This is a genomic window from Achromobacter sp. 1L-A-4-B-C2 (genome assembly GCF_057291955.1).
In genome coordinates this window covers 325,761-342,095 of record NZ_JBXAWP010000001.1, presented here as the reverse complement: position 1 = coordinate 342,095, position 16,335 = coordinate 325,761, and the positions used below count along the sequence as shown (strand labels likewise).

Below are 16,335 nucleotides of genomic sequence, written 5' to 3'. Positions count from 1 at the left end.
TTATACAGGGAGACATCGGTGACGGACCAGGCGGGGCGTTGCACATGGCGGCAAGCAAAAGGCGCTACGCGCGGGCACGGGCAGCGCGGGCTGCGGCGGGGCTTGCAGTGGCTGATGCAGGGCTCGCTGGTGGCGGGCATGGTCAACACCGCCTGGGGACAGACGGTGGACGTGACCCTGGCGCCGGTGGTCGTGACAGGCACACGCCTGGGCACGTCCGTGCTGGACACGCCGGCGTCGGTGGATGTGGTCGACGGCGCGGTGATGCGCCAGCGCCAACCCGGCATCAACCTGTCGGAAGGGCTGGCGGGCGTGCCCGGTCTGCAAATCCAGAACCGCCAGAATTATGCCCAGGACTTGCAGATATCCAGCCGAGGCTTCGGCGCGCGGTCCACGTTTGGCGTGCGCGGCGTGCGCCTTTACGTAGACGGGATCCCGGCCACGATGCCCGATGGCCAAGGGCAGACGTCCAACATCGACATCGCGTCGCTGGCCCGTGTTGAAGTCATGCGCGGGCCGTTCTCGGCGTTGTACGGCAATTCGTCGGGCGGGGTGATCCAGGCGTACACCGAAGATGGCGCGGCGCCGCCGTCCCTGTCGGCCAATGGGTGGGGGGCCAGCTTTGGCACATGGCGTTATGGCGCATTGGCCAGCGGGGTCACTGGCGGGGGCGAGGGCGAGGGCGACGGCGTGGGCGCCGTGGACTACGTGGTGAGCGTCAGCCGCTTCACCACCGATGGCTATCGCGACCACAGCGCGGCGCGGAAAAACCTGGCCAACGCCAAGCTGGGCTTGCAGCTGGACGACGCCAGCCGGCTGACCATCGTGCTGAACAGCGTCGACCTGAAAGCACAGGACCCCTTGGGCCTGACCTGGCAGCAGTTTCAGGATGACCCCCGCGCCGCGCCCTTGGCCGAGCAGTACGACACCCGGAAAACGGTGCGCCAGACCCAGGGCGGCGTGGTCTACGAGCGGCAGGTGGACGGACGCAATACGTTGCGCGTGATGGCGTATTACGGCCAACGCGACACGAGGCAGTACCAGTCAATTCCCCCCGCCGTACAACTGGCGCCCACGCAGGCGGGCGGCGTCATCGACCTGGCTCGCGAATACGGCGGCGCGGATGTGCGCTGGACGTCCGAGCTTGATGTCGGCGGCCGGGCGCTGACCTTGGTTGGCGGCTTTGCCTACGATGCCATGCAGGAAGACCGCAAGGGCTATCAGAACTTCACCGGCTCGGTGGCCAACCCGACCCTGGGCGTGCAAGGCGCGTTGCGGCGCAACGAAACCAACACCGTGTACAACGCCGACCCCTATGTGCAGGCGTCGTGGAAGGTGGCGCCGCGCTGGACCTTGGACGCGGGCCTGCGCTACAGCACGGTCAGCTTCGACTCCAACGACCACTACCTTGCCCCCGGCAATGGCGACGACAGCGGCGACGCGCGCTATCGCAAGGCCCTGCCCATGGCGGCGGTGCGTTATGCAGCCAGTGACGATGTCAGCCTGTACGCGTCTTACGGGCGCGGATTTGAAACGCCCACGCTGAACGAAATCTCGTACCGCCCCGGTGGCCAGCCCGGCTTGAACTTCGGGTTGGCGCCGTCGCTTAGCACCAACCTGGAGGCGGGCGTGAAGGCGCGCGTGGCAGGGGGGCTGGCGACAGCCGCGGTGTTTCACACGGGCACGGAAGACGAGATCGTGTCGGCTGGCAGCAGCGGCGGGCGCACCAGCTATCAGAATGCGGGCCGCACACGGCGCGACGGCGTGGAACTGGGTTGGACCGGCGAACATGCGCCGCACTGGCGCACGCAGCTGGCCTATACCTGGCTGAACGCGCGTTACGCCGACGACGGCACGGGCGGCATCCGCGCGGGCAACAAGATACCGGGCATCGCGCGGCAAGCCTTGTTTGCGTCCTTGGCGTGGGCGCCGCCGCAAGGCTGGCAGGCGTCGGTGGAAGGGCGCGTGTTAAGCAAGATCTACGTGAACGACGCCAATGATCAGGACGCGCCAGGCTATTTCGTTGCCGCCATCAGCGCGGGCTACGTGAAGAAAATCAACGCCTGGGAACTGAATGCCTACGCGCGTGTGGACAACCTGTTCGACAAAAAGTACGTCGGGTCGGTGATTGTCAACGAAAGCAATGGCCGCTATTACGAGCCGGCCGCCGGGCGCAGCGTGGGCATGGGGCTCGGCGCAACGTATCGCTTCTGACGATGCCGCGCAGCCGTGGCGCGGCGTCAGTCAGGCGCGCTTGAATAGCAGATGCCGTGGTCTTCACATTGCGGGCAGCCGGGCGCGGCCGACGGCGGCAGGCCCGCATGCTCGCAGGCCGAATAGGCCAGGAATTTTTTCCAGCGCAGGTTGCGCGTATTGCGCATCACCAGGCCCGGGTAATGGCGTGCCAGCAGAAAGGTGACATCTTCGCGGCCGGCCAGACCCAGGTCGCGCCACAGGTGGTCGGGCCGCAGGCAGGCGTGCGCCAGCACGCCGGTGACCCAGGCCGTGGTGCCCAGGTCGGGGGCGCGATAGGCCTCAAGCAACACGCGCATCAGCAAGGTGAAGCCGGGTTGCGGATCGCCCCGGCCGTGGACCGCGTACACGGCGTATTGCTCGACAAACGCGGCCAGCCGGGCGTCTTCGGATTGCAGCGCGCCCGGAAAAAGATGGTCCGTCAGGTCCGCGATCTCGTCCGGGCTCAGGCCGCTGCGCGCCAGATCGTGGTGCGCCAGGCTGGTACCGATGACGGTGGCGAAAAAGCCGGCGTCGGGATGGCCGGGTGGCGCGTGATGCAGGAGGGCGCGCGCGAACCGCTGCACCGACACGGAAATGTCGGCCTGGGCGGGGGAAGAAGTCAGCACAGCGTCCATGGCGGGGGTAGCGGTAATCGCTAAAGTAATTCTGATGTTAATGAAGTCGTTATGTTGCGAAATATATATCGAAAGCCATGACAGCCCGGCGATATTGTGGACAAAATGGTCTCAGGACATACCCGAACGGTGCAGACGCCAAGTGATCAATAAGACGCACTTGCCCAGAGGCAAAGTGGCACTCGCGAGTATCATCGGCGTCCTTGCACTTTCCGGGTTTCCCCTAGCATGCCGAGCCGCTTCCGTCCCGCTGTTTCCCGATTGTTTGGCGCCGTCCTGATCGCGCTGGCGGGCCTGTCGGCAGCGCCGCCACCGGCCGCTGCCTACGACATCGGCGCGGTCATCGACGCCGTGCGCCTGTCGCGCTATCCGCTGCGCGACCCGGAACGCCGCGTCTGGGGAACAGAAAACGTAAAGGACGCGGTACTGGTCGGGCAGATGGAAAACCGGCTCTATCTGTATCGGTATTTGCGGCCGGACGCCAAGACATTCAGCCTGGAATTTCGGTCCCAGCCGCTGGTGATCGATCCATCCAGATGGAGCGCATCGCGACAGGAAAACGTGGTGGTCCGGTCACCGCGCAACGCGGAAACCCTGTACTGGGTAGGCGTGTCCTATAACGGTGATGACGACTCGCAAGCCCAGGGCTTCCTGGTCGATGCAAGCGGCGTGGCCGCGTCGGTGCAGGCCGATGCCAGGCTGGCCGTGGTAACGGCCGACCGCCCCTGGACAGACGAACGCCGCGCGCAGGCCCTGGCCACGCTGCGGCCCGCCCTGACCGACTATCCCGTACGCATGAAGGCGTTTCCGGCCGACCTGCGGTTTGAATACCGCGCGCCGGTGGACGTGACCGCTACGTTTCGCACACTGCATCAAGTGGCGCGCGCCATCCCGCGCGCCAAGACGGCGGAGTTCAACCGCGCGTTGGCCGACCTGCGCCGTTTTGTCATGGAACAGGACCCCCGCGAAATCGACCCCAACAATGAAGACGCCGAGATGCTGACGGCGCTGAACGACTACGGTTTCTGGCTGGCCGAATCCGGCGACACCGAACAGGCCGATCGCATTTTGTCCGAGGTCTTGCGGCGTGATCCGGCGCGCACGGCGGCCTATCTGAACCGTGCCGATGCGCGCTGGAAACAAAGCACCAAAGCGCGCGACCGGCGCGACTATTTCGAAGCGCTTGCGCGCGAGGACTACCGCCTGTATTGCTCGCGCCGGTTGGCGGCCAACGACGCCATTCCCGCCAACATCGCCGCCCGCATCAGCGCGGCGCTGAAGGAAACGGCGCCGCTTGACGCAAAGAGCTGCCGGCCCCGCCTGGCGATCTTCAAGGCGATCCAGGCCGAAGATCTGGACGCGGTGCGCGCCGAATTGGCGGCCGGCCAGGACCCGAACGGCGAGAACGAACACGGCCGGTCCGCGCTGGCGGTGGCCGTCTCGCAAAAGCAGCTGGACATTGTGCGGGCGCTGCTGGCGGCGGGGGCGCGTGCCGATGGGCCGAACAATGGCTATGTCCTGCTGGCGTCCGCGTTGCCCGACGCCCGCGACACCCGCCCGGCCGAGCAGCGCTATGCGCTGGCCGACGCGCTGATCGCGGCGGGCGCGCCGCTGGATGTGCCCGACTCCAGCGGCATGCCATTGCTGATGCGCCGCGTGTCGTATTCCAGCGAAGACAAGGAAACGCTTAGCTACCTGCTGGCCAAGGGCGCCAACCCGAACGCGCGCGACAAAAGCGGCCGGTCGGTGCTGCACGCCGCGATGCAAAGCCCCAAGACCTTGTGGTTTGCCGAGGCGCTGCTGGCCAAGGGCGCCGACATCAACGCGGCCTATGTGCGCATGTACTACGGCAATCGCGGTATGTGGGAAACGCCCTTGCTGGAAGCGCTGCGCGACGCTATCAGCGGCGAGGTCACCCCGACGGTGGTGTATCCGATTCCTGAACGGTTGCGCTTTGCGCTGGCGCACGGGGCGGACCCGGCCGTGGGCGGCTACAGCGCCAACAAGACGCCGGATCGCAACGGCATGGACGAGGCGCTGGCGCTGGCCGCGCGCACGATGCAGCCGACGCTGGTCGACCAGCTGGCGCCAGCGGCCAAGCCGCCGTATCAAGCACTGACGCCGGAGCCGCTGTCGCGCCTGTTGGGCGTGTGGAATCAACTGGAGATCCGCGCGGCCATCAAGCAGAACAGCCCCGACTGGGACGGCCAGCGCGCCAAGCTGCGCGCCACCGCTGACCGCTTGCTGGCCGCCGGCGTGCCGTTGACGCGCCCCGATGACGCCACGGGCATCGCCAACAACAACATCGCGCCGCTTGGGCTGCCCTGGCTGCCTGACGACCTGTATCAACAATGGCTGGAAAAGGGCGCCGACGCGTCGGACAGAAGCGACCCGAACACGCGCATCGATGGCGTTGCGGATGCCGATGCGCTGCCGCTGGTCATCATGCTGCGCGCAGGCAACGAGGCCAAGGCCAGGATGCTGATGGACCACGACGCCGGCCTGTATCGCACCCAGTGGCGCTGCGGCATGGCGGTGGCCGATGTGCTGGCGTGGCAGCTGGGCAATAGCGGCCCGATCAGCCCGACGGGTGCACGCGCGGTGCGGCAGGTCTTGGAAGGGGCGCAAGGCGCGGCCAGTTGCGACTTGAACCAGACGTCGCGCGTACAGCCGTTCGTGGGAATCAGCGCCCGCGACCTGGCCGCGCGCGCCAACGTGACGCTGGCGGTAAAGGCGCCCCAACCCCGGTAGCCAGGGCGCCCGAGCCTCGGTAGCCAGGGCGCTGCCGCCGCCGGTCTGCATTTTCCACACCGCACTTTCAAAACAAAACAGGCGCCCGAAGGCGCCTGCTTTTTTTGCGTGAACGCTGACGGGCAGCGTCATCGGCAAACCGTCCTTACATGGCGTGGCCCATGTTGACGTTCATGTTGTACAGCACCCATGCCGACCCGCCGACGATGATGGCGATGATCATCACGGTGAAGACGAACGCGGCCAGGTTGTCGCGTGCCGACTTCGACGCGCCCATGTGCAGGAAGTACACCAGTTGCACCAGCAACTGGAGCACGCACAGGGCAACGACGCCGACGATGGTGATGGTGTGCGACAGCGCGCCGTGCATCACCAGGCCGAACGAGCCGAAGGTGAGCAGCAACGAAAGCACGAAACCGATGATGTAGGACTTCAGGCTGCCTTGGTCGGCGGCGTGATCGTCGTGGCCGTGTGCGGCCGCAGCGGAGTGCGACATCAGATGGCTCCCATGAGATAGACGAAGGTGAAGACGCAGATCCAGACGATGTCCAGGAAGTGCCAGAACAAGCTCAGGCACGCCAGACGACGCTTGTTGATCGAGTCCAGGCCATGGCGGCGGATCATGTCCAGCAGGACGATGATCCAGATCAGGCCGAAGGTGACGTGCAGGCCGTGCGTACCGATCAGCGTGAAGAACGCCGACAGGTAAGCGCTGCGGCCCGGGCCGGCGCCTTCCGTGATCAGGTGATGGAATTCCCAGACTTCCATCGCGATAAAGCCCGCGCCGAACACGAACGTGACCATCAACCAGCCCATTGCGCGGGACTTGTTGTTGGCGTGCACGTTCAGGTTGGCCATGCCGAAGGTGAAGCTGGAGAACAACAGCAACAGCGTTTCGACCAGCACGAACTTCAGGTCGAACAATTCCTTGCCCGTGGGGCCGCCCGCGGTGGCGTTGGACAACACCGCGAACGTGGCGAACAGCACCGAAAAGATCAGCAAGTCGCTCATCAGATAGACCCAGAAACCGAAAACGGTCTTGGATCCATCGTCATGATGCGCGTGATCGTCGTGACCCGCGTGGGGGTGAGTGGCTACGGCTTGAATCATGGCTCAGGCGGCCTTTTGCATTTTGTCAAAGTGAGCGTTTTCGATGCGTTCGACTTCCGCGGCCGGGACCCAGTAATCGACGTCGCGGTCGTAGGCACGGGCGATGAACGAACCGATCATGCCGACGAAACCAGCGGCGGCGAGCCACCAGATGTGCCAGATCAGCGCAAAGCACATGACCAGACCGAACAAGCCGATGTAGACGCCCGCGCCGGTGTTCTTCGGCATGTGGATGTCTTCGTACTTGGCCGGGCGCTTGTAGGCCTTGCCGCTTTGCTTGTCTTCCCAGAACTGGTCCAGCTCATCAACGTGAGGAACGTGGGCAAAGTTGTAGAAAGGAGCGGGCGACGAAATCGACCATTCCAGGGTGCGGCCATCCCAGGGATCGCCAGTGACATCCTGGTTTTGCTTGCGTTGGCGTACCGACACGAACACTTGCTGCAACAGGAACCAGATGCCCAGCATGATCAGCGCGGCGCCAGCCAGCGCGACCAGCAGGTACGGCTGCCATTCCGGGTTGTCGTAGTGGTTCAGGCGACGCGTCATGCCCTTGAAGCCCAGGATGTACAGGGGCATGAAGGCCATGAAGAAACCGACGAACCAGCAGTAGAACGAGTAGCGGCCCAGGCGCTCGTTCAGCGTGAAGCCGAACGCCTTCGGGAACCAGTAGGTCATGCCCGCGATACAACCGAACACCACGCCACCGATGATGGTGTTGTGGAAGTGGGCGATCAGGAACAAGCTGTTGTGCAGCACGAAGGACACGCCGGGGATGGCCAGCATCACGCCGGTCATGCCGCCGATGACGAAGACGATCATGAAGCCCAGCGTCCACAGCACCGGCGTCGTGATGCGCAGGCGGCCGCGGTAGATGGTGAACAGCCAGTTGAAAATCTTCGCGCCCGTCGGGATCGAGATAATCATTGTCGCAATGCCGAAGAAGGCATTGACGTTGGCCCCCGCACCCATGGTGAAGAAGTGGTGCAGCCAGACCAGGAACGACAGCACGCCGATGGCGGCCGTGGCGTAGACCATGGACTTGTAGCCGAACAGCGTCTTGCGGGCAAAGGTGGCAACCACTTCCGAATACACGCCAAACGCCGGCAGCACCAGGATGTAGACCTCGGGGTGACCCCAGATCCAGATCAGGTTCACGTACATCATGACGTTGCCGCCCATGTCGTTCGTGAAGAAGTGCGTGCCCAGGTAGCGGTCCATCGTCAAGAGCGCCAGCGTGGCGGCCAGGACGGGGAAGGCGGCGACGATCAGCACGTTGGTGACCAGCGAGGTCCACGTGAAAATCGGCATCTTCATCAGGCTCATGCCCGGTGCGCGCATGCGCAGGATGGTCACGATGAAGTTGATACCGCTAAGCGTGGTGCCCAACCCGGATATCTGGAGCGCCCAGATGTAGTAGTCCACCCCGACGCTTGGGCTGTAATCGAGCCCTGACAGCGGCGGATAGGCAAGCCAGCCGGTCGCGGCGAATTCGCCCACGAACAGCGAGATCATCATCAGCGCGACGCCGGCGCCGAACAGCCAGAAGCTCAGCGAGTTCAGGAACGGGTAGGCCACGTCGCGGGCGCCGATCTGCAACGGCACCACGATGTTCATCAGCCCGGTAATGAAGGGCATCGCCATGAAGAAAATCATGATGACGCCGTGGGCGGTGAAAATCTGGTCGTAGTGGTGCGGTGGCAGGAAGCCGGCCGAGTCGGCGGAGGCTACCGCCAGCTGCGTACGCATCATGATGGCGTCGGCAAAGCCGCGCAACAACATGATCAGCGCGACGATGATGTACATCACGCCGATGCGCTTGTGGTCGACGGAGGTCAACCATTCCGTCCAGAGGTACTTCCACTTGCCGAAGTAAGTGATGGCGCCGAAGACCGCTAGGCCTCCCAGGCACACGGCGGCCAGCGTAACCATGACGATAGGTTCATGGTACGGAATGGCCTCGAGGGTGAGTTTCCCGAGCATTGTTAGTTAATTCCTGCGATCAGATTGTTCGACGTGGACGTGCACGTGGCGGAGTCCACACCGGCCATCTTGGACATCGTGCTGCCCAAGACGAAATCAAACATGGCGGGAGGCGCCGACGAATACTTGACCACCGGGTTGCGTTCGCTGCGCTTGGTCAGCTCGGCATAAACCTCGGGGGTCAGGGCCGTGGGCGAAGCCTTGGCTTCCTTGACCCAGTTGTCGAACCCTTCTTGCGACGTGGCGATGGCCTTGAAGCGCATGCCGGAGAAACCGGCGCCGCTGTAGTTGGCCGAGATGCCGGCGTACGTACCGGCTTCGCGCGCGTTCAGGTGCAACTTCGTTTCCATGCCGGCCATCGAGTAGATCTGGCTACCCAGCTGGGGAATGAAGAACGAATTCATCACCGAGGCCGACGTGATGCGGAAGTTGACCGGAACGTCCACGGGGAACGCGATCTCGTTGACCGTGGCGATGTCGTAGTCGGGGTAGATGAACAGCCACTTCCAATCCAGCGACACCACCTCGATGGTGACGGGCTTGTGTTCGGATACGAGCGGCTTGTAAGGGTCCAGCGCGTGCGTGGAGCGCCAGGTGATCACGGCAAGAATCGCCACGATGATACAAGGAACGGTCCAGACTACGACTTCAATCGCCGTGGAATGGGCCCACTTGGGCTGGTAGTCGGCTTTGGTATTGGATGCGCGGTATTTCCAGGCAAAAGCCACAATCATGAACAGTACTGGAATCACAACGATGAGCATCAGCCCGGTCGCCGTGAACAGCAAAGTCTTTTCTTGGGCGCCAATATCTCCCTTGGGGGAGAGGATTTCCATGTTGCAGCCGCCAAGCAGCATGACCGCGCCGACGCCAAAAATGCGCGTAAGGGTCGCAAGGAGGGGGTGTTTCACGTACAGCCTTGGATGGAAGGTGGGAAATGCTGCAAAGCAGCAGACTGGAATGCTGCCAAGCAGCAACGTCCATCCTATCGGCTTGATATCCATCAAGCATGCGACACATGGTCGCATTGCCTGGGAGGAATCTGTCCCGAAGGGGCCAGATTCAGGGTTTTCCTAGGGGCGCAGTCGTCCCGGAGGGGATGCAGGGGGTGCGACGATATGTCGCACCCGCACATGAGGTGTTGTAAAGATGTGTCGCACCCGCACAAATCAGTCGACGAGGACTTCGCGTTCCGGCCCTGGTTTTTTTGCCAGCTTGCGCTGGAGCGACCGGCGGTGCATGCCCAAGAGGCGCGCCGCAGCCGAAACGTTGCCGCCGGTTTCGTGCAGGGCCTGATGGATGTGCTCCCATTCTAGGCGGTGCAACGGTGTCATGGTCGTTTCGATCGTAACGGATTCTGGCTTCACCAAACCCAGCGTGCGCAGGATCATCGGCGCGGTGGCGGGCTTGGGCAGGTAGTCGTCCGCGCCGCGCTTGATGGCCTCGACGGCGGTGGCCACGCTGGCGTAACCGGTGACCAGCAGGATGCGCATGTCGGGCCGCAGCGCGCGCAAGGGGCGGATCAGCGTCAGGCCGGAGTCCTCGCCCAGGCGCAGGTCCACCAGCGCGAAGGCCGGGCGGATTTCCTCGGCCACGCGCAGGGCCTCGGCGATGCCGGTGGCGGTTCGGGTTTCCAGGCCGCGACGCGACAGGCTGCGCTGCAAGGTGCGCACGTACAACTCGTCGTCGTCGATCAGAAGGCCAAGGTCGGTAGGGTTCATCACTTCAAGTTCCGGGGTTGCCCAGGGGCAGGTAAAAGCGGATGCGGGTGCCTCCCCCAACGGCGGCGGTCATGGTCATTTCGCCACCCAGCTGTTCCACGGTGGCATGCGACAGGGCCAGGCCGACGCCCAACCCTCCCGGCTTGCCGCTGTTGAACAGGCTGGTTGCGGGCAGCAGGGTCTGGTCGGGGTCGAAGCCCCGGCCGTAATCCCGCACTTCGCCACGCAGGGCGCCATAGCCATATTCCAGATGCAAATCCACGCGCGGCGTGTCGGCGGCCTCGCCGGCGTCCGCCGCGTTGTTCAACAGCGCCTGCAACAGGTGAGCAATCGCCGGGTCCACCCGCAGGCTGGGGGGCAACGAGCCCGAACGGTTCAGGTCGATCGTCGGACGGATCAGCCGCCATTGACCCACCACGCGCACCAGGTCCACGGCGGTTGGGACAGCCAGATTGCGGATGCGTTCCCGGCAAAGGGCCAGTAATTGACTCAGGGTGGACACGTCTTCGCGCAGGTCGTCGTCCTTGACCTCGGCGGCGATTTCGTCGGCCAGCAGGGTCATGGTGGCCAGCGGAGTGTTCAGTTCGTGGGCCATGGCGGCGGCGTGGGTGGCCAGGGCCACAATGCCTTCGTTGCGCGTGAAGCGTTCACGCAGGCGGGCCAGCTCGCGCTCGCGGGCGCGCAGGTCGGAAGCCAGGCGGGTGGAAAACACCAGCACGACCACCACCGAAATCAGGAAGTTGGCGCCCAGGCCCCACAGCAGCAGGGTGTGCGTATCGACGTCGCCGCGCAGGGGCTGGCCGAAGATGGCCGCCGCCGCATAGCCTGAAATACCCGCCAGCGCCGCGGCCAATGCCCAGTTGCGCGGCAGCGCCAGGGCCGCCAGCGCGGTCAGGATCAGGAACATCATGCCGAACGGATTGCTGATGCCGCCGCTCCAGCCGATCATCCAGGACAGCGCGGCCATGTCCACCAGCAAATGGCCGAACGCCGTGGCGTGGGACAGGTCGCGGGGATGGCGCAGCCGCAGGCTGGCGTAGGCGTTAAAGCCGATCAGGACACCGACGCCGATCCACAGGGGCTCCAGCGGCAGGGCAAGGCCCAGCACGCTGCTGGCCAGCAGGATGGTGGCGGCTTGGCCTGCGATGGCGAGCCAGCGCAGGCTGCAAAGGGTACGCAGGAATGAAAAGGCGGAACTACCGGGCATATCCAGACACAGAGTTGCCGGCGGGCCCGCCGGCGGGTCAAGCGCCCGGCGGCGCGGAACGCAGGCATCCGGCGCGCGGCGTAGAAAGCCGGCTGCCGCCGGCCCTGGAGACAGGCGCCGACGGTGGATGTGCTGGCATTGTATGGCGATTCAGCGGCCGACGCTGACGGCGGGGTGGCATGTGCGTCCCCAATAAAACCGGGCGTCGTCCGTACCGCTATATATAGAGCGTCAATCGCCGTGCGTGGCGCCTCAGTGGCCGTGCTTGGCGGGCGCCTCGCCGGCCTTGGCGTTCAGCGCGCGGGCCTCAACCGACACCGGCACGCGGTGTTGTTGCTGCTTGGCGTCTTCCACGATCAGGGTCACGTCGATGTGGTCGCCGGGGGTGATCTGGCGGGCCAGGTCGATGAGCATGACGTGATAGCCGCCGGGCTTCAGTTCCACCGGCTGGCCGGCGGGCAAGGCGATGGCGGGGACCTGGCGCATTTTCATGACGTCGTCCTGCATTGCCATTTCGTGCACTTCCACGTGCTTGGCGGCGTCCGACTCCACGGCGATCAGGCGGCCGGCCTCGGGCGAGGTCAGGCGCATGAAGACGCCCGTGGCGTGCTGGTTGGGCACGGTGGCGCGCACCCAGGCGTCTTCGACTTTTACGGGGGCGTTGCTTGTCGCGTTGGTGGCATTGGTGGCATTGGTGGCGCCGGTCGCCTTGCTGGCGTCGGCGGCATGGGCGGTGGCGGCAACGCCGGCCAGCACGGAAAGGGACAGGGCGGTGGCAAACGTGCGAAGCGAAAAGTTCTTCATGATGGGGTCTCTTCTTTTAAGAATTTATATAGATTTCCCGGCTTTCCAACCGGGGTCGTCTTGCGAAGCGCGGCCTTACAGCACCGTGCGCAGGTCTTGCACGCATTCGGCGGCGGACTGCGCATGGCGCAGGGCGATACGCAGCTTGCCCTTGGCGTCAATCACATAGGTCAGCGCTGTGTGGTCCATGGTGTAGGACGAGCCGGTCGGCACCTTCTGATAGAACACCTTGAAGGACTGGGCGGCGGCGCGCGTCTGTTCGGCGGTGCCGCGCAGGCCCACAAAGCCGGGGTCGAAGGCGCTGGTGTATGCGCCCAGAATTTCTGGCGTGTCGCGTTCCGGGTCCACGGTGATGAACAGCACGCGCAGCTTGTCGGCGTCGGCGCCCAGCAGTTCCTTGATCTCCAGGGCGCGGGTCAGCGCCGTGGGGCAGATGTCGGGGCATTGGGTAAAGCCGAAGAACAGCAGGATGGGGTGGCCGCGGTAGTCGGCCAGGGTGCGCGATTGGCCGTTGACGTCCTGCAATTGGAAGTCGCCCGTTGGCATGCCGGACAGGTCCATGCCCAGCAGCTTGGGGGCGTCCGGCCCGCAGCCGGCCAGGGTCAAGGCCGCAAGGGGCAGGCAAGACAGCAGCAGGCGACGGCGGGAGTCGGGGGCCTGGCCGAGGTGGCGAGAGGACGCGTCGGCGGCCGCGAGGCCGGATGTGCCGGGAGATGCAACAGAGAGCGCAACAGAAGGCGCCGCGCCATGGGGCGCGCGCGAGAAGGGGAAACGCATGTAAACCTCGAAGATGGTCGTGTCGGCGGGGCGCGCGGCAATTAGCCGCGCGAACCAGGCGGGATCAGACCAGCGAGGGTGGGGCGCGCGACCCTAGCGGCGGGCCGTGCGCGGCCAGCGGGGGCAGCGCCCGGTACGCAATCGCGGGCGGGGCCGGGCGGCCCGTGGGCACGACGATTGGGGATACGGTGGGCGTGGGCGCGGGCGCCACGTGCGCCAGCAGGCCGAAGGGACATTGCGCGCCGGTCTCAGTGGCGTCGTGCCGCGCCGAGCCGTCGTTGCCCGGCGATTCCAGTTTGAGGTCCAGCGTGGACAGCTCGCCTGCTGCGGAGCAGAACGTGACTTCGAAGCGGCCTTCGTGCAAGGCGCGCGTGTCCGGCATGTACCCGGTGGGCACCAACGCGCGCAGCGTCAGCGCCAAAAGCGCCAGCCACAACACAACCCGGGCGCGCGTGGCGCCCGAGAAGCGTAAGAGGCGGGACATTTCGGACATAGCGGGCATTCTAGTCGATGGCTGCGGGGATCATCGGATGCGGCGGGCGCTTGGCCGAGCGCGCCAGGGCATGGGGATGTGCCCGCCCGCGACCACGGTGCCCTCTGCACCATAGCGCCGCCACCGGCCGTTTAAAAATCTTGGTACCCTTGAACGCAGTTGCGCCATCCCGACCCTCAAACCCTGTTGAACCCCTACCTCAGTGCCCCAGGTTTCAGTGCTTTCCTTGTCCGCCCCGACTCTGTCCGTGCCCGTTCTTGCGACCGCCTCGCCGCCTTCTGCGCGCGCCACGCGAACGTGGTCGCGCAACCGTATATGGATGGGCCTGTGTGTTGTGCTGCTGGCTGCGCTGTTGTCGGCCTGCGGCACCACCAAGGTCCAGCCGGGCTACTACCGCGTGCAATCGGGCGACACGCTGACGCAGATCGCGCGCAAGCAGGGCACCTCCGTCAGCAATCTGGTGCGCTGGAACAGCCTGTCCAATTCCAACAACATCGAAGTCGGACAAGTGCTGCGCGTCGAGCCTCCGGCCGGGCAGGCGCGCACGTCCACGCCCAGCAAGTCGGCATCGAAGCCGGCGTCCACGTCGCGGTCTTCCCCATCGGGCGGCAAACGCCGCACGGCGCCACCGGGGGCAATTTCGCTGGTGTGGCCGGCGCAGGGCAAGGTCACGCGCGGCTATGACGGCGGCGGCTCGAACGGCATCGTGATTTCAAATTCCTCGGGTACGCCCGTGGTGGCGGCGGCGGGTGGCACCGTTGCGTATTCGGGCAGCGGCTTGCGGGGCTACGGGCATCTGGTGATCGTCAAGCACAACGCCAGCTTCCTGAGCATCTACGCGCACAACAGCAAGCTGCTGGTCAAGGAAGGGCAAAGCGTGAAGCAGGGGCAGAAGATTGCCGAAATGGGCAATAGCGACAGCAAGCAGGTCGGGCTGTACTTTGAACTGCGCTACGACGGCCAGGCGGTGGACCCGGCGGGGAATCTGCCTCCGCGATAGTGGATCAGGGCGACGGCGAAGGGCGGGACCCGCCCGTATTTCGGGCGGCCTTGCGTCTGATCGCCGCAACTCTGCCAGCCGTACACCTGCTAGCCGTCCGCCGCTAGCCGCGCGCCGCTAGCCGCGCGCCGCTGGCCGAGCGCCGCCTTCTACGCGCCGGCGTCCTGTGTCAGCGTGGAAATGAACGTGGCGGTGCGCGGGTCTTCGGGGCGCGAGAAGATCGTGCGGGATTCGCCTGCTTCAACCACCACGCCATCCAGCAGAAACACCACCTCGCGCGATACGCTGGCCGCCAGGCGCAGGTCGTGCGTGGCCATCAACATCGTCATGCCCTCGGCAGCCAGCTGCCGCAACACGTCCACGACTTCGGCCGCCAGGCCCGGGTCCAGCGCGGATGTGGGCTCGTCGCACAGCAACACGCGCGGCGCTGGCGCCAGGGCGCGTGCAATCGCTACGCGTTGCTGTTGCCCACCCGATAAATTGGCCGGCCACGCGTCGGCCTTTTCGGCCATGCCCACTTTTTTCAGCAGTTCTTCGGCGCGGGCGCGGGCCTTGTCCAGCGGCCACTTCTGTACTGTCAGCAGACCTTCCATCACATTGCCGATCACCGTCTGGTGCGGAAACAGCTGAAAGTTCTGGAACACCATGCCGGTCTGCTTGCGCACGCGTTGCACCTGGTCGCGCGCCAGCTTCACGCCCGGCTCGAACTGCACCGTTTCCGGCCCCAGGGTGAGCGTGCCTCGGTCCGGCACTTCCAGCAGATTCACGCAGCGCAGCAGCGTGCTCTTGCCGCTGCCGGACGGGCCGATCAGCGCGGTCACGCTGCCTTCGGCGATGGACACGTCCACCGCTTTGAGCACCGGATTGCCGCCAAATGCTTTTTCGATCTTTTGCAGCCGTATCATCGCGTCTTCTCGGAAAACACCGCATGCTGGCCGAAGCGCCGCTCCAGCCGAACCTGCGCGGCCGACAACACGGAACTGAACACCAGGTAGATCAGCGCGGCTTCGGTGTACAGGATCAACGGTTCATAGGTGACCGCCGCGATGCGCTGCGCTGCCTGAAAAATCTCGGGCACGGTCAGCACCGCCGCCAGCGACGTGTCCTTGACCAGCGCAATGAACGAGTTCGACAGCGGCGGCACCGCCACGCGCGCGGCCTGCGGCAGGATCGTGCGGCGCAGTGCCTGGCCGCGCGTCATGCTTAGCGAATACGCGGCTTCCCATTGGCCCTTGGTGATGGATTCAATAGCGCCGCGTATCACTTCGGAGTTGTACGCGCCCACGTTCAGCGTGAAGCCGATCAGCGCGGCGGGCAAGGGGTCCAGCACGATGCCCACGCTGGGCAGGCCGTAGAAGATGACGAACAACTGCACCAACAGCGGCGTGCCCCGGATCAGCCAGACATAAAAGCGCACCAGCGCCACCAGCGGCGCGGGCCCGAACAGGCGGATCAACGCCACCACGAAGGCCAGCGCCAGGCCCAGCGCGAACGACATCAAGGTCAGCGGAACGGTGAACACCAGCCCGGCATGCAGCAACGGCCAGAACGAATCGGCCATCAGCTGCACCCAGGCGGGCACGGTCCAGGATCCGATCTGCGCCAGCAGCCAATCCGGCATC

15 protein-coding genes are annotated in these 16,335 nt (G+C 65.1%); 3 read left to right on the top strand and 12 right to left on the bottom strand.

What is annotated here, in order from left to right:
• Nucleotides 1-138 precede the first annotated feature (138 nt).
• On the top strand, nucleotides 139-2,214 hold the full coding sequence (locus tag AC0Z35_RS01640) for a TonB-dependent receptor domain-containing protein (RefSeq protein ID WP_485131660.1): 2,076 nt from the start codon (nucleotides 139-141) through the stop codon (nucleotides 2,212-2,214).
• 26 nt (nucleotides 2,215-2,240) lie between these two features.
• Here AC0Z35_RS01640 and AC0Z35_RS01635 read toward each other — a convergent pair whose 3' ends face one another.
• Nucleotides 2,241-2,870 (bottom strand): nitrogen fixation protein NifQ, encoded by a 630-nt coding sequence (locus AC0Z35_RS01635; protein WP_120156794.1) that lies wholly within the window; start codon nucleotides 2,868-2,870, stop codon nucleotides 2,241-2,243.
• 228 nt (nucleotides 2,871-3,098) lie between these two features.
• Between AC0Z35_RS01635 and AC0Z35_RS01630 the strand changes: the two genes are divergently transcribed.
• Complete coding sequence (locus tag AC0Z35_RS01630) at nucleotides 3,099-5,621, top strand: ankyrin repeat domain-containing protein (RefSeq protein ID WP_485131528.1); 2,523 nt, start codon at nucleotides 3,099-3,101, stop codon at nucleotides 5,619-5,621.
• A gap of 145 nt (nucleotides 5,622-5,766) precedes the next feature.
• Here the strand turns inward: AC0Z35_RS01630 and cyoD are convergent, their stop codons facing one another.
• The 9 genes from cyoD to AC0Z35_RS01585 form a co-directional block, all read right to left on the bottom strand.
• Nucleotides 5,767-6,117 (bottom strand): cytochrome o ubiquinol oxidase subunit IV, encoded by a 351-nt coding sequence (gene cyoD, locus AC0Z35_RS01625; RefSeq protein WP_485131529.1) that lies wholly within the window; start codon nucleotides 6,115-6,117, stop codon nucleotides 5,767-5,769.
• Nucleotides 6,117-6,731 (bottom strand): cytochrome o ubiquinol oxidase subunit III, encoded by a 615-nt coding sequence (gene cyoC / locus AC0Z35_RS01620; RefSeq protein WP_485131530.1) that lies wholly within the window; start codon nucleotides 6,729-6,731, stop codon nucleotides 6,117-6,119. Before cyoC ends, cyoD begins: the two co-directional genes overlap by 1 nt.
• 3 nt (nucleotides 6,732-6,734) lie before the next feature.
• A complete protein-coding gene (gene cyoB / locus AC0Z35_RS01615) occupies nucleotides 6,735-8,711 on the bottom strand; it encodes a cytochrome o ubiquinol oxidase subunit I (RefSeq protein WP_046805163.1) in 1,977 nt (658 codons plus the stop codon).
• A gap of 2 nt (nucleotides 8,712-8,713) precedes the next feature.
• The gene (gene cyoA / locus AC0Z35_RS01610; RefSeq protein ID WP_046805243.1) at nucleotides 8,714-9,622 is read right to left on the bottom strand and encodes a ubiquinol oxidase subunit II; all 909 of its coding nucleotides are present in this window, start codon (nucleotides 9,620-9,622) and stop codon (nucleotides 8,714-8,716) included.
• A gap of 258 nt (nucleotides 9,623-9,880) precedes the next feature.
• On the bottom strand, nucleotides 9,881-10,432 hold the full coding sequence (locus AC0Z35_RS01605; protein ID WP_043544500.1) for a response regulator transcription factor: 552 nt from the start codon (nucleotides 10,430-10,432) through the stop codon (nucleotides 9,881-9,883).
• Between the two features lie 4 nt (nucleotides 10,433-10,436).
• Nucleotides 10,437-11,639 (bottom strand): ATP-binding protein, encoded by a 1,203-nt coding sequence (locus AC0Z35_RS01600; RefSeq protein ID WP_104145612.1) that lies wholly within the window; start codon nucleotides 11,637-11,639, stop codon nucleotides 10,437-10,439.
• Nucleotides 11,640-11,891: 252 nt separating this feature from the next.
• Entirely contained in the window at nucleotides 11,892-12,443 is a 552-nt protein-coding gene (locus AC0Z35_RS01595; protein WP_485131531.1) for a copper chaperone PCu(A)C, read from the bottom strand.
• Nucleotides 12,444-12,518: 75 nt separating this feature from the next.
• On the bottom strand, nucleotides 12,519-13,220 hold the full coding sequence (locus tag AC0Z35_RS01590; protein ID WP_485131532.1) for an SCO family protein: 702 nt from the start codon (nucleotides 13,218-13,220) through the stop codon (nucleotides 12,519-12,521).
• 64 nt (nucleotides 13,221-13,284) lie between these two features.
• Nucleotides 13,285-13,713 (bottom strand): DUF2946 family protein, encoded by a 429-nt coding sequence (locus AC0Z35_RS01585; protein ID WP_319301484.1) that lies wholly within the window; start codon nucleotides 13,711-13,713, stop codon nucleotides 13,285-13,287.
• A 319-nt stretch (nucleotides 13,714-14,032) separates the two neighbouring features.
• Here AC0Z35_RS01585 and AC0Z35_RS01580 point away from each other — a divergent pair, with 319 nt between their 5' ends.
• Nucleotides 14,033-14,713, top strand: coding sequence for a peptidoglycan DD-metalloendopeptidase family protein (locus AC0Z35_RS01580; RefSeq protein ID WP_046805167.1), 681 nt, complete (start codon nucleotides 14,033-14,035; stop codon nucleotides 14,711-14,713).
• Nucleotides 14,714-14,862: 149 nt separating this feature from the next.
• Here the strand turns inward: AC0Z35_RS01580 and AC0Z35_RS01575 are convergent, their stop codons facing one another.
• Complete coding sequence (locus AC0Z35_RS01575; protein ID WP_046805168.1) at nucleotides 14,863-15,618, bottom strand: amino acid ABC transporter ATP-binding protein; 756 nt, start codon at nucleotides 15,616-15,618, stop codon at nucleotides 14,863-14,865.
• Complete coding sequence (locus tag AC0Z35_RS01570) at nucleotides 15,615-16,295, bottom strand: ABC transporter permease subunit (RefSeq protein ID WP_039884473.1); 681 nt, start codon at nucleotides 16,293-16,295, stop codon at nucleotides 15,615-15,617. The genes AC0Z35_RS01575 and AC0Z35_RS01570 overlap by 4 nt, the downstream gene beginning before the upstream one ends.
• Between the last annotated feature and the right edge of the window lie 40 nt (nucleotides 16,296-16,335).